Here is a 12,945-nt window from a genome sequence, read left to right as displayed (position 1 = left end):
CGTCACGACAGGACGGACCGCACCGCCTCGGGAGAGCGGCCCACCACAGCCGTCCCGTCGTCGGCCGTGATGATCGGCCGTTGGATCAGGGAGGGATGCGCGGCCAGGGCCTCGATCCACCGCGCGCGATCCGCCCGACCACGCGGCCACGAGGCCATGCCGAGATCGACGGCGGGCGGTTCGCCGAGGCGGGTGATGTCCCAGGGCTCCAGGTTGAGCCGGTCCAGCACGTCCTCGATCTCCCGGACCGTGGGCGGCTCCTCCAGGTAGTACCGGATGGTGTACTTCGCGCCCTCGGCGTCCAGGAGGGACAGCGCCGACCGGCACTTCGAGCACGCCGGATTGATCCAGATCTCCATGGTTCCATTCTCGCCTCAGAACGCGCCGCCGGCACCCAGCGCTGACAGCAGCACGAGCACCACGGTCGCGACGGCGAACAGGCCGTGCCCCACGACGACGGGCACCGGGAAGCCCCGCTCGGCCGATGCGTGCCGCCCGTCGGTGGCCTGGGCCGCCCTGCGCTGGGGGATCCAGCGGGCGAACATGATGAATCCCAGCAGGGCGACCGGCACGAGCAGGACGAACGCGGTCCACGCCAGTGCGGTGCCGCCCATGATCAGGTAGACGATCCACACGATCAGCCCGACGGCGGCGAGCGCGAAGTGGCCGAGGACGACCGGGACGGGCAGCCGGCTCACGCCGCCCCGGGTGCCGCCCCGTGAGATCCAGATGCCGAGCATGTAGAAGCCGCCGAGGGCGGTGATGAGCCAGGTGACGAGTGCGGCGATGTCCATTGTCTCTCCAGACGGGGTTGGGAGTGGCCGGCGCGGGACGACGGTCACGGAAACGGGGGGAGGGGACTCGATCGGGGGAGGGACCGCGGGGCGGCGTCAGCGGGCGCCCGCGTCGTCCCGGCCGGCGTCGTCCCGGCCGAGGCCGGCCTGGTCTGTGCCGGCCTGGTCTGTGCCGGCCTGGTCTGTGCCGGCCTGGTCTGTGCCGGCCTGGTTCGCGGGGACGAAGCCTTCGGCCTGGGTCGTCTCGTCGGCGACCCGCACGCCGTAACGGTAGGCGAGCATGCCGCCCAGATATCCGGACGCGGCGAGCACGGCCAGGCTCGCCGCGTTGAGCGCGAGCTGTCCCGGTTCGACGCCGCCGCTCGGCGGGGGACCGGCGTGACGCCACCAGAAGCCGCCCGCGTAGGCCGCGGTCACCAGCAGGTTGAGCGTCATATGGGTCAGGCCGACGCGGAAGGCCCGGGTGCCGGGTGGAATTGCGAGCAGGTCGAGGAACCCGGCCATGGCGGCGGCCAGCGCGCCGATCACGCCGAGCCCGATCAGCCACATCGCCGCCCGGGCCGGGAACTCCGGCTCGCTCACGAACAGCGAGGCGACGTCGAAGACGAGGCTCGCCACCCAGGCCCCGATCGGAACCGTGACCAGCATGGGATGGAACGGGTGTCCGTACGGCCCGGCGAGCGCGGCGCTGACCGGCCGCTTGGCCTGCGGTCGCGTGGTTCCGCTCACGTCTACCACCTCCTTTTCACCAATAGATATTGGTCTTATTGGGGGCGGATGGTCAAGCGCTCCTGATGAAAAGGCCGATGCTCCGGTTCGGATCCACGCTCGTCGGCGTTATCGTGGAATCGTGGCCGCTCCACCGACCCCGCCCGACATGCCCCGGCCAGACGCCCCGGGCACGCCTCCGCCGGACGCGATCCCGGCCGACCCGCTCGATCTGGCCGATTCGGCCGACCCGGTCGTGGCGGATCGCTCCGGCGACGCCGCGATCGAGTCCGTCAGTGTGCTGGGGGAGCGCACCCGGCGTCAGATGTTCGCCTTCATTCGCCGCGCCCGCCGTCCCGTCACCCGGGACGAGGCGGCGGCCAGCGCCGGCATCTCACGCAAACTGGCCGCCTTCCACCTCGACAAGCTCGTCGACGCGGGCCTGCTGCGTGCCCGCTACGCGGCTCCCGGCGGTGTGCGGAAGGTCGGACGGCAGCCCAAGGCGTACGAACCCACCGACACGCAGATCCGGGTCAGCATCCCCGACCGCCGCCACGAACTGCTGGCCGACATGCTCATGCGGGCCGTACTGACCGAGCGCGACGACGAGACCGCCGGGCAGGCGGCCACCCGCACGGCGGGGGAGACCGGGCGGGAGCTCGGCCAGGCCGAGCGCGGACGGACCAGGCTCGGACGGCTCGGCGCCGAACGCGCGCTCACGATCTGCCGGCGGATGCTCGACGAGCACGGATTCGAGCCCGTCCGGGAGACCCCCACCCGGCTGCGGATGCGCAACTGCCCGTTCCACCCCCTCGCCGCCAGGGCCCCCGACCTGGTATGCGGCATGAACCACGCGTTCCTCGAGGGCTATCTCGACGGCCTGCGCTGCACCGCCGTCGAGGCCGTGCTCGACCCCCGTCCCGGCGAGTGCTGCGTCGAACTCCGCCGGTCGGAGGCTCCCCGCTCGTGAGGGGTGTCCTCAGCGGGCCGTGATCCCCGGGACGGCGGCCGCGCGCCGCCGCGACGAGGTCGGGCCGCCGGCTCACCTTCGCGGGGCGCCGCCGAACGTCATCGAGGCGACCCCGCTACCCGCGATCTCTCCGGTATGGCGGCGCGGCGGTCGCGGGGACACGACCTAGCCTGGGGATATGGACGTCGCTGCGGGAAAACATCAGCTGGGGACGCAGACCGACCGGCTTCTCGTGCGGACCGGCCGGACCGGGCTGGGCGCGAAGGCCGGACACGATCTCGTCATCGAGGTCACACGCTGGCGCGGGGAGGCGGTGGTCGACCCCGGCGATCCGCCGGCCTCCGCGCTGACCGTCGAGGCCGAGGCCGGCTCGCTGGAGGTCAGGGAGGGCACCGGGGGCGTGAAACCGCTCACCGACTCCGACCGCCGGGAGATCGAGAAGAACATCCGGGAGAAGGTCCTGCACACCGGGAAGCACCCGACGATCGCCTTCCGGTCGACCGGTGTCGAGGGGACCCCGGAGTCGTTCCGGGTGCACGGCGATCTCACCATCGTCGGCGTGGCCCGGCCGGTGACGCTGGAGTGCCGGTTCGACGGGGACCGCGTGCGCGGCACGGCGACCGTCACCCAGAGCCGCTGGGGGATCAAGCCGTACTCCGCGTTCTTCGGCGCGCTCAAGCTCAGCGACGACGTCGAGGTGCGGTTCGACGTCGGCCTCGCCTGAGCCGTCAGGCGCGGTCCGGGAGAGCCGGGGCCGGGGTCCCGGCGACGATCGATTTCAGCTCGGTGAGCAGGCGGTCGGTCTGGGCGGGCGGCCGTACGGCGATGCGCAGGTGGTCGGGGCCGAGACCCGGGAACGTGTCGGCCCGGCGGACCGCGATGCCGGCCGCGCGCAGCCGCTCGCGCAGGTCGAGGCCGCCCACCGCGCGGACGAGCACGAACGAGGCCGACGACGGCGCGACGACCTCGATCCCGAGCTCGGCGAGACCGGCGAGCAGACGGGCACGGTGCTCACCGAGCAGCGCAGCCGCCCGGTCCGCCTCGGCCAGCGCCGCGGGCGAGCAGCACGCCGCGAGCGCGGCCAGCGCCGGTGCGGACACCGACCACAGCGGCTGGGCCCGCGCCAGCGTGCGGACCATCGCCGGTTCCGCGAGCACGTAGCCCACCCGCAGCCCGGCCAGCCCCCACGTCTTGGTCAGGCTGCGCACCACGACGAGGCCGGGAACGTCCCGCCGGGCCGCGATGCTGCCCCGCTCGCCCGGGACGGTGTCGATGAACGCCTCGTCCACGACGAGGACCCGGCCCGGCCTGGCCAGCCGCACCAGGTCGGCGGGGTCGTGCAGCACACCCGTCGGGTTGGTCGGGTTGCCGAGCACGACCAGGTCGGCGTCGGCCGGGATCAGATCGGCCGGGACGAAACCGGCGGAGGCCGGCTCCGGCCGCAGGTCGTACGGCGCGGGCAGCACCACGCGCTGGACGTCGTGCCCGGCCGCGCGCAACGCCGCCTCGGGTTCGGTGAACGACGGGTGCACGCACACGGCGCGGCGCGGCCGAAGCGCCCGTGCGAGCAGTACGAACGCCTCGGCCGCGCCCGCCGTCGGAAGCACCTCGGCGGCGGGCCTTCCGTGCCTGGCCGCCGCGGCGGCGGTCGCCGCGCCCGCGTCCGGATATCGGCCGAGCGTGCCGAGCGCGTCGACGAGCACGGCGCGCAGCCACTCCGGCGGCGCGGTCAGGCGCACGTTGACCGCGAAGTCGAGCATCCCCGGCACGGCCTCGGCGTCGCCGTGGTGCCGGAGATCGTAGTCACCGTGTCCGAGGTCGTGCCCGGTCTCGGGGGCGATGGCGGCGTTCATCGTCGGGTTCATCGGATCCGGTGGCCGGGTGAGGTCAGCGTGACGGGGGGCAGTCCGGCGGGCACGCCGCGCTCGATCAGCCGCCACACCGCGTCGGTGTCCAGGTGCTCCTCGACGAGGTCGCCGACCGCGTCGAGACGGGCCTCACGGCGCTCGGCGAACGACTCGGCGCCGGGCAGCCACGTGCGACCGGCGGCCCGCGCCACCTCGGCCAGGAACGCCCGCCGGAATCCGTCGCGCTCGAAGATCCCGTGCCAGGTCGTCCCCCACACCTGACCGCTGCGGCAGCCGTCGAGGAACGGCTCGCCGCCGTCGACGGAGACCCGGCCGTGATGGATCCGGTAGCCCGACACCTCATGGCCGCGCCACCGCCCGGTCGCCGACGCGAGCACCTTCGACCGGGTGAAGGCGGTGCGCACCGGCAGCAGCCCGAGACCGGGGACGGCGGGCGTCCGGCTCTCCACGCCGTCGTCGTCGCCGATCTCGGCGCCGAGCATCTGCAGGCCGCCGCACACGCCGAGCACCGGCCGGCCGTCCCCGGCCCTGCGTCGCAGCTCCGCGTCGATGCCGCGCGCACGCAGCCAGGCCAGATCCGAGACCGTCGAACGGGTGCCTGGCACGATGACGAGGTCGGCGTCGGCCATCTCGGCGGGGGTGGTGACCAGCCGCACGCTCACGCCGGGTTCTGCGGCCAGCGCGTCGGCGTCGGTCACGTTGGACATCCGCGGGAGCCGTACGAGCGCGACCCGCAGGATGTCCCGCCCGACGGGAGGGGTGAGCAGCCCGGGCCGGCTGTCGAGGTCGAGGGAGTCCTCCACGTCGAGCCAGAGCCCGGCCAGCCAGGGCAGCACGCCGAGGCAGGCCCGCCCGGTGGCCCCGTGCAGCCAGTCCAGGCCCGGCCGCAGCAGCGCGGGGTCGCCGCGGAACTTGTTGACCACGAAGCCGGCGATGTGCCGCTGGTCGGCCGGGTCGAGGACGGCCAGGGTGCCGGCGAAGTGCGCGAGCACCCCGCCCCGGTCGATGTCCCCGACGACCAGGACGGGCAGGCCGGCGGCGCGTGCGAGACCCATGTTCGCGATGTCGCGGTCGCGCAGGTTCACCTCGGCCGGGCTGCCGGCGCCCTCGCAGATCACCACGTCGAAGCGGCGGCGCAGGTCGGTCAGCGCGGCCACGGCGACGTCGAGAAGGGCGGGCTTGTGCCCCCGGTAGGAGAGCGCGTCGACCTCGGCGTGCGGACGGCCGAGCACGACGACGTGGGCGTGCCGCTCCCCGCCCGGCTTGAGCAGCACGGGGTTCATCGCCGCCTCCGGTTCGACCCGCGCGGCGGCCGCCTGCATCGCCTGGGCGCGGCCGATCTCGCCGCCGTCGGCGGTGACCATCGAGTTCAGCGACATGTTCTGCGCCTTGAACGGCGCGACCCGCACGCCGCGCCGGGCCAGCCACCGGCACAGGCCGGCCGTGAGTACGCTCTTGCCCGCGTCGGAGGTGGTGCCGGCGACGAGCAGCGCGCCGCCGGTGTGTCGTGGCACGTCAGCGGATGGGTCGCGAGACCGGCGATGAGGTGCGTGCGCGCGAGCCGGAGCCGGCCATGGCGTGTCCTCCCTGGGGTCCGCGCCCCCGGTCGAAGGTCCGACGGCCGGAATATCCTGGCTCCCGGTCGGGCGCTCTCCCGGCCTCCCCCCTGAGGGCGGCGGCCGAGGATCACCCCCGGTGACAGTGGCGGGACCGCGCCGGATTCACACCGGGCTTCACTCCGCGTCCGTCGCTTGCGGCTCGGAGCCTACACCAGGCCTCCGGTACGTTCCGCGCGAGGGGGCCGGGGACGGGTACGGCTCGGCACGCGCGTCACACCAGTCTCCGGACCAGGCCGAGCCCGGCGCCGGTGAGCCCGTCCAGCAGCGGAGGTGCGGCGGCCGGGGCCCGTACGGACGGCGTCCCGATCGGCCCGGCCGCCGCGACAGGCCGGGTTTCGGCGGGTCCGGCTTCGGCGGCCGGGCCTTCGGCGGGCCGGGTTTCTGCGGCCGGGGTTTCTGCGGACAGGGTCTCGGCGGACAGGGTCTCGGCGGGCTGCGTTCCGGCGGGCCCGGCTTCGGCGGCCGGGGCCTCGGCGGGCTCGATTTCGATCGGGGGCAGGGCGGGCGCCGGAGGCACCGACGGCACGGGCACGGCGGGCGGCGGCGAAGGTTCCGGCAGCCTCACCATCGGCGTCCTCCGCGGCTTCCCCCGCATCGCTTTCCTGATCCGCTTCTTGAACTTCTTGAAGTTCTTGGGCACGACGAGGACTATTCTCTGGACCACGTTGCAGACCTTCGCGCCCTGACACTGGGCGTTCTGCATGTTCGCCATCCGAGTTCTGATCGTGGATGAGTTCCGCCGGATGCGCTGGTCGCGCCCAGCGGTCGGGGAGGACCCGCGCACGCCCTTCCCGTCACGGTCGGATCCGAGGTTCTTCGACGTCTTCCTGGCAGGGCGGGGCTCGCTGTCCTGGCCGGCCGAGGCGGGGGCGGCGGCGCCGAGGACGAGCACGGCCGAAATGGACACACCGGCGGCGAGGCACGCGGAGAGCGACGTTCTGGATGCCTTGCCGTACCGCTGACGAATCATTCGCTTTCGCCCCTGGGAGTCGGACGGGTCCGGGCAGGCGCCCGGCCGGCCGGACGCCCTGGTCAGCGTACGCGGCGGCATTCCCGGGGGTGCGTTCCCGACGATCAGCGGCGGGTCATGGATGTCCCATTTCCGGATGGCCCGCCGGCCGTCGCTCCCGGGTCACCATTGGGTCCACAGCTGCTGGTTGATGTTGCACATCTGCATGCGCTGGTTGCAGACGGCCGCCTGAAACGTGCTGAGCCCGTTCACCGTGATCGCCGCCTGCTGGATGGGGGTTCCGCCGCTGGAGTTGACGGCGCTGCCGGTGCCCGTGCCGGTGCCGCCCCCGTTTCCTCCTCCTCCCGCACCGGCCGGGGCGATGCCGGGAACGGCGGGGCGCGCTGCCGCCGCGTGCGCGGCGGCCTGCGGAGCGGCCAGGGCCCACGCGGCCGCGATCGCGACCGTCGCGAGCGTGAGCCGCCGCGCACCGGCACGTACCCCGGCGAGCCGCGTCCCCGCGCTGTGACGAACCATTTCTCTTCGCGCCCCCGTCTTCCAGGTCTTGAGGTGAGCCCAGCCGATCCCCGTTCGGGGGAGATAACGGTGAGAAGGTGTCTACCCCCTGCGCGCCGGCCGTCTCCGGTCCGAATGATCTCCGCTCCAGATCATTACCACTGCTTTTCCGCTGCCCCGGGTGTGATCGGCCGGTACGCCTCTCACGACCCGCCGCGCCGGACCACGGCCGTCTGGTGATGGTTGCAGATGCGGAACTCCTGATCGCAGTTGGCGGTCTGGAAGGTGTTGTATCCGTTGATGGTGAACACGGCCTGCTGGACGGGAGAGCCCGAGCTGGTGTTGTGGGAGTTCCCGCTGCCCGTGCCGACGCCGTCCCCGCCGTTCCCGCCCGCCGCACCGTCTCCGTCCGCCACGCCGGCCACCGATGCGGCGAGGGTTCGCGGCGCCGCCGCGTGCGCGGCCCCCGGCGGGAACGCCAGCGCTCCGGCGATCGCGAGCACGGCGGACGCGGTCCGCCGTACGCCGGGCGCCGTGCCGTACGGCATCCGCGCACTGTGATGGATCATTTTCGTCACGCTCCTGTTCGTGCTGTTCATGCCGTGCGCGGGAAGCTCCGGCCCATGGCGGCATGACCGGTGAGAGGTGCCTACCCGCCGGCCGGGTGCCGTCGGCCCATCCGGATGATCTCCGTCCCGGATCGTTACCCGGCCTTTCCCCTCCTCCGGGAGGTCAGCCGCCGATCAGGCGTTCGGGGTGGTCGCCGAACGGGGTGCCGCGCTGGGCGGCGGCCAGGATCTCGGCGAGATGCAGGCCCCGGCGGCCGCAGCGGGAGTGCTCGATCTGGGTGCGGCAGCTGAACCCGTCGGCCAGCACCAGCGCGGCGGGGCCGGCGGAGCGGATCGCGGGCAGCAGCTCCTGCTCGGCGCAGGCCATCGAGACCTCGAGATGGCCCGCCTCGAACCCGAAGTTCCCGGCCAGGCCGCAGCAGCCGCCGACCGCGTCGAGCCGGACCCCGGCGGCGGCCAGCAGCTCACGGTCGGCGTCGTAGCCGAGCACCGAGTGCTGATGGCAGTGCGGCTGGGCGACAGCGGCCCGGTCGATCGGCGGCGGACGCCACCCGTCGGTGCCCGTGAGCAACTCGGCGAGCGTCCTGGTCTGCCTGCTCAGCCGGGTCACGTCCCGGTCGTGCGGGAACAGATCGACGGCGTCGGCGCGGAACACCGCGGTGCAGCTCGGCTCCAGGCCGACGACGGGGAGCCCGCGGCGCAGCGCGGGCGCGAGGGTACGCAGCGTGCGGCGCAGCACCCGCCTGGCGACGCCGAGCTGCCCGGTGGAGATCCAGGTCAGTCCGCAGCACAGCGTGCGCGGCGGCAGCACGACCCGATAGCCGGCCTCCTCCAGCACCTCGACGGCGGCCCGCCCGACGTGCGGGGTGAGGTTGTCGGTGAAGGTGTCCGGCCACAGCACCACCGGCCCCCGTCCGCCGTCGCCGCGCGGTCCGCGCCTGCCGTACCAGTCGCGCAGGCGCTCCCGGGCGAAGCGCGGCATGGGCCGGGCGGGCTCGACTCCGGCCAGCCGTTTGCCGGGCCGGCCCATGGCGTGGATGAGCGCGTTGACCGGACCCGGGGCCACCGCGGCCAGCCGCGCCCACAGCGGCAGCCAGCCCATCGAGTAGTGGGCGGCAGGACGCAACCGGCCGGCATAGTGGTGGGCCAGGAACTCGGCCTTGTAGGTCGCCATGTCGACTCCCATCGGGCAGTCGTGGCGGCAGCCCTTGCAGGCCAGGCACAGGTCGAGCGCGTCGCGCACCGCGTCCGAGCGCCAGCCGTCCTCGACCGCCGAGTCCGCGTGGCCGTTCAGCATCTCGAACAGCAGCCGGGCCCGGCCGCGGGTGGAGTGCTCCTCCTCGCCGGTGGCCCGATAGGAGGGGCACATCACGCCGTCGCCGTGCTGCCGGCACTTGCCGACGCCGACGCAGCGCATGACCGCCCGCTGGAAGCTGCCCTCGTCGTCCGGGTAGCCGAAACGGACGGCCGGGTCGGCCGGCGTCCACTCCGGGCCGAGCCGCAGGTTCTCGTCCACCCGGTACGGCGCGACGACCTTGCCGGGGTTCATCCGGTCGCCGGGGTCGAACACCGCCTTGACCTGCTCGAAGACCCTGATCACCACCGGGCCGAACATCTTGGGCAGCAGCTGCCCGCGCGACTGGCCGTCGCCGTGCTCCCCGGACAGCGAACCGCCGTAGGAGACGACCAGGTCGGCGGCCCGGTCGAGGAAGGCCCGGAACACCGCGACGCCGTCGGCGGTGACCAGATCGAACGGGATGCGGGTGTGCACACAGCCCTGCCCGAAATGCCCGTACAACGAGGCATCGTCGTAGCCGAACTCCCGGAACAGGCCGCGCAGGTCTTTCAGGTAGCCGGCGAGCCGATCCGGCGGGACGGCGGAGTCCTCCCAGCCCTCCCAGGTCTCGCGCATGCCCGGGACGCGGGCGGTGGCGCCCAGGCCCGACTCGCGTACCTCCCACAGCTCCTTTTCCACCCGCTCCTCGTCGGTGAAGTCGACGTGCGGGGCGTGCTCGGTGCGGCGCAGCTCCTCGATCAGGGCGCGGGCCCGCAGGTCGGCCTCCTCCCGGGTGTCGGCGCCGAAGGAGACCATGAGCCAGCCGCCGCCCTCCGGCAGCCGGGTGAGGGCGTCGGGATGCATGTGCTTGCGGCGTTCGTAGTCCACGAGCCTGTCGTCCACGCCTTCGAGCTGCAGCGGGCCGTGCGCCGCGATGCGCGGCACCGCGCGGGCGGCCGCGACGATGTCGTGGTAGCCGAGCAGGACCAGGGACTCCGCCCTGGGCGCCGGCACCAGGCACAGCTCGGCCCGCAGCACCGCGACCAGTGTGCCCTCGGCGCCGACCAGCGTCCTGGCCAGGTCGAAGCCGCCCTCCGGCAGCAGCCGGTCGAGGTTGTAGCCCGACACCCGGCGGGGGATGTCGGGGAACCGGCGGCGGATCTCGCCGGCGTGCGCCTCGACGATCGAACGCAGCTCCCGGTAGATCTCCGCACGTCGTCCACCCGCCGCGACGATGCGCCGGAACTCCCGCTCGTCCGTGGGCCCCACCCACATGCGCAGCCCGTCGTAGGTGACGACCTCCAGCCGGGAGACGTTCTCCGCCGTCTTGCCGTACGCCTGGGCCGTGGATCCGCAGGAGTTGTTGCCGATCATTCCGCCGAGCGTGCACTGGCCGTGGGTGGACGGGCGCGGCCCGAACATCAGCCCGGTGCCGGCCAGCTCCCGGTTGAGCACGTCGAGCACGATGCCCGGCTCGACGACGCAGGTCGCGGCCTCGGCGTCCACCGACACCAGGCGGTGGCAGTACTTCGACCAGTCGATGACGACGGCGGTGTTGCAGGTCTGCCCGGCGAGGCTGGTCCCGCCGCCACGGGAGGTGATCGGCGCCCGGTGCGCACGGCACACGGCGATCGCCTCCACCGCCGCGTCGACCGTGCGCGGCACCACCACGCCCAGCGGCACCTGCCGGTAGTTCGATCCGTCCGTCGAGTACGCGCCGCGCGTGCCCGGGTCGAACCGCACCTCGCCGTCGACCCGCTCGGCGAGGTCCCGCTCCAGGTCGCGCAGCCGCACGTACGGCTCGGCCCGGCGGGCGGCGGCGACCGACGGCGGGAGGGTCACCTGCCCGGTCATCGGCGATCACCCGCCCAGTTGGGAGATCTTGTCCTTGAACAGCGTGGTGGCGATGGACGCCTTGCGCGGCTGCCCCTTGATGAACGCCTTGGCGAACCGCACCGCCTGGTCGTGGGTGACCTTGCCGGGCATGGGCGGCTCGTCGGGGTTGACGTCCACGTCGACCAGTGCGGGCCCGTCGTGCGCCAGGGCCTGCCGTACGGCCTCGTCGACGTCCGCCGGGTCGGTGACCTTGCGGCCGTAGCCGCCGCAGGACCGGGCCCAGGCCGAGAAGTCGGCGGCCGGGCGGCCGAACCGGACGCCGTGCTCGGGGAAGCCGAGCACCATCTGCTCCCACAGGATCTGGCCGAGCGAGTCGTTGTTGTTCACCACGACCGTGATCGGGAGGTTCAGATGGGCGGCGGTGCGGAACTCGGCCATCAGCATGGCGAAGCCGCCGTCGCCGATGAAGGCGATCACCTGCCGTCCGGGAAAGGCGAGCTGCATCGCGATCGCGTACGGCAGGCCGGGCGCCATCGTGGCGAGGTTGCCGGACAGATAGAACCGCCGGTTCCCCCTGATCGTCCAGTGCCGGGCCGCCCAGGTGGCGATCGTGCCGGAGTCGCAGGTGAGGATCGCGTCGTCGGCTGCCGCCCGGTCGACGCAGCCCATGAGGTACTGCGGGGCGATCGGGTCGCGCTCCGGGGACTGCAGGGCGGCCATGTCGTCGCGCCACCGGTCCATCGCCCGCCGGTACTTGTCCAGATGGGAGCGGTCGGAGCGGGGTTTGAGCAGGTGCAGCAGGGCGGCCAGCCCCTCCTTGGCGTCGCCGACCATCGGCACCTCGGTGGGCAGGCGCACCCCGGCGCGGATCGGGTCGGCCTCGATCTGCACCACGCGCACCCTGCCCGGCTCCGGCAGGTGTTTGGTGTAGGGGAAGTTGGTCCCGGCCATCAGCAGCGCGTCGCAGTCCTCGATCAGCTCCTCGCCCGGCCGGGTGCCGAGGAGGCCGATGCCGCCGACGGCGTACGGAGAGTCGTCGGGGATGACGGCCTTGCCGGGCAGCGTCTTGATCACCGGGGCGCCCAGCGCCTCGGCGACGGCCAGGACCTCCTCGCGGGCGTGCAGCGCGCCCGCTCCGGCGAGGATGGCCGGCCGCTCGCTCGCGTTCAGCACGTCGGCGGCGGCCTCCAGGTCCTCGGTGCGCGGCAGTCCCGGCGGGGGCAGGTAGACGGGCGCGGTCGCCGGCGGCGTGGCCGGGGCCACGTGCTGGTACGGATCGGCGTCGGCGGGGGCCACCTGCACGTCGTTGGGGAGGCTGAGATGGGCCACGCCGCGCCGGGAGTACGCCGTGCGGATCGCGATGTCCACCACGCCGGGGAGCTGCGTCGGGTTGTCGACGATCAGGTTGTACTCGGCGACGTCGGAGTAGAGGTGATCGAGGTGGACCTCCTGCTGGTAGCCGGTGCCCAGCACGCTGGTCTCCTGCATGCCGGTGATCGCCAGCACGGGCTGATGGTCCAGCTTGGCGTCGTAGAGCCCGTTGAGCAGATGGATGCCACCGGGCCCCGAGGTGGCCAGGCACACGCCGACGCGGCCGGTCGCCTTCGCGTGCGCCGTCGCCATGAACGCCGCCGCCTCCTCATGGTGGACGAGGACGAAGCGGACCCGGTCGGCCTGGCGGCGCAGCCCTTCCATGATCCCGTTGATGCCGTCGCCGGGCAGGCCGAAGACCGTGTCGACCCCCCAGTCGGCCAGACGTTCGATGAGCACTTCAGCGGCGATTTCGGTCATACTCTGCCGCCTTGCCTCGTTGGGATAGGACAAACCACAACCGGCCGGA

Annotated in this window: 12 protein-coding genes and 1 riboswitch; of the genes, 2 read left to right on the top strand and 10 right to left on the bottom strand. The window is 73.4% G+C overall.

The features are described 5' to 3' along the window. Positions 1-2: 2 nt before the first annotated feature. The 3 genes from ACQP1K_RS15135 to ACQP1K_RS15125 all read right to left on the bottom strand — a co-directional run bounded on the left by ACQP1K_RS15135 (position 3) and on the right by ACQP1K_RS15125 (position 1,523). Complete coding sequence (locus ACQP1K_RS15135; protein WP_433496331.1) at positions 3-359, bottom strand: ArsC/Spx/MgsR family protein; 357 nt, start codon at positions 357-359, stop codon at positions 3-5. Positions 360-374: 15 nt separating this feature from the next. Continuing rightward, positions 375-794: a hypothetical protein gene (locus tag ACQP1K_RS15130; protein ID WP_433496330.1), complete on the bottom strand. Its 420-nt coding sequence runs from the start codon at positions 792-794 to the stop codon at positions 375-377. A 96-nt stretch (positions 795-890) separates the two neighbouring features. Beyond that, entirely contained in the window at positions 891-1,523 is a 633-nt protein-coding gene (locus ACQP1K_RS15125) for a DUF2231 domain-containing protein (RefSeq protein ID WP_433496329.1), read from the bottom strand. Positions 1,524-1,644: 121 nt separating this feature from the next. Here ACQP1K_RS15125 and ACQP1K_RS15120 point away from each other — a divergent pair, with 121 nt between their 5' ends. Then, positions 1,645-2,472 (top strand): helix-turn-helix transcriptional regulator, encoded by an 828-nt coding sequence (locus ACQP1K_RS15120; RefSeq protein WP_433496328.1) that lies wholly within the window; start codon positions 1,645-1,647, stop codon positions 2,470-2,472. A 178-nt stretch (positions 2,473-2,650) separates the two neighbouring features. After that, complete coding sequence (locus ACQP1K_RS15115) at positions 2,651-3,196, top strand: YceI family protein (protein ID WP_433496327.1); 546 nt, start codon at positions 2,651-2,653, stop codon at positions 3,194-3,196. 4 nt (positions 3,197-3,200) lie between these two features. Here ACQP1K_RS15115 and cobC read toward each other — a convergent pair whose 3' ends face one another. From cobC to ACQP1K_RS15080, 7 genes are all read right to left on the bottom strand, one after another. Next, positions 3,201-4,325 carry an Rv2231c family pyridoxal phosphate-dependent protein CobC gene (gene cobC, locus ACQP1K_RS15110; RefSeq protein WP_433496326.1) on the bottom strand — a complete coding sequence of 375 codons (1,125 nt, stop codon included), beginning with the start codon at positions 4,323-4,325 and terminating at the stop codon, positions 3,201-3,203. Between the two features lie 8 nt (positions 4,326-4,333). Continuing rightward, on the bottom strand, positions 4,334-5,854 hold the full coding sequence (locus tag ACQP1K_RS15105; protein WP_433496325.1) for a cobyric acid synthase: 1,521 nt from the start codon (positions 5,852-5,854) through the stop codon (positions 4,334-4,336). Between the two features lie 113 nt (positions 5,855-5,967). Then, a riboswitch (cobalamin riboswitch) is annotated at positions 5,968-6,075 on the bottom strand. A gap of 95 nt (positions 6,076-6,170) precedes the next feature. Next, entirely contained in the window at positions 6,171-6,929 is a 759-nt protein-coding gene (locus tag ACQP1K_RS15100; protein WP_433496324.1) for a hypothetical protein, read from the bottom strand. 162 nt (positions 6,930-7,091) lie between these two features. Then, positions 7,092-7,445: a hypothetical protein gene (locus ACQP1K_RS15095; RefSeq protein ID WP_433496323.1), complete on the bottom strand. Its 354-nt coding sequence runs from the start codon at positions 7,443-7,445 to the stop codon at positions 7,092-7,094. 182 nt (positions 7,446-7,627) lie between these two features. Then, positions 7,628-7,993 (bottom strand): hypothetical protein, encoded by a 366-nt coding sequence (locus tag ACQP1K_RS15090; RefSeq protein WP_433496322.1) that lies wholly within the window; start codon positions 7,991-7,993, stop codon positions 7,628-7,630. Positions 7,994-8,156: 163 nt separating this feature from the next. Then, positions 8,157-11,123, bottom strand: a complete 2,967-nt coding sequence (locus ACQP1K_RS15085; protein WP_433496321.1) for an FAD-binding and (Fe-S)-binding domain-containing protein — start codon at positions 11,121-11,123, stop codon at positions 8,157-8,159. Positions 11,124-11,129: 6 nt separating this feature from the next. Next, complete coding sequence (locus ACQP1K_RS15080; RefSeq protein ID WP_433496320.1) at positions 11,130-12,896, bottom strand: thiamine pyrophosphate-dependent enzyme; 1,767 nt, start codon at positions 12,894-12,896, stop codon at positions 11,130-11,132. Positions 12,897-12,945 lie beyond the last annotated feature (49 nt).

It is taken from the genome of Sphaerimonospora sp. CA-214678 (genome assembly GCF_050942215.1).
Taxonomy (GTDB): Bacteria; Actinomycetota; Actinomycetes; order Streptosporangiales; family Streptosporangiaceae; genus Sphaerimonospora.
The sequence above is the reverse complement of the archived record's forward strand: the minus strand, read 5'-3'. Positions and strand labels throughout refer to the sequence as shown.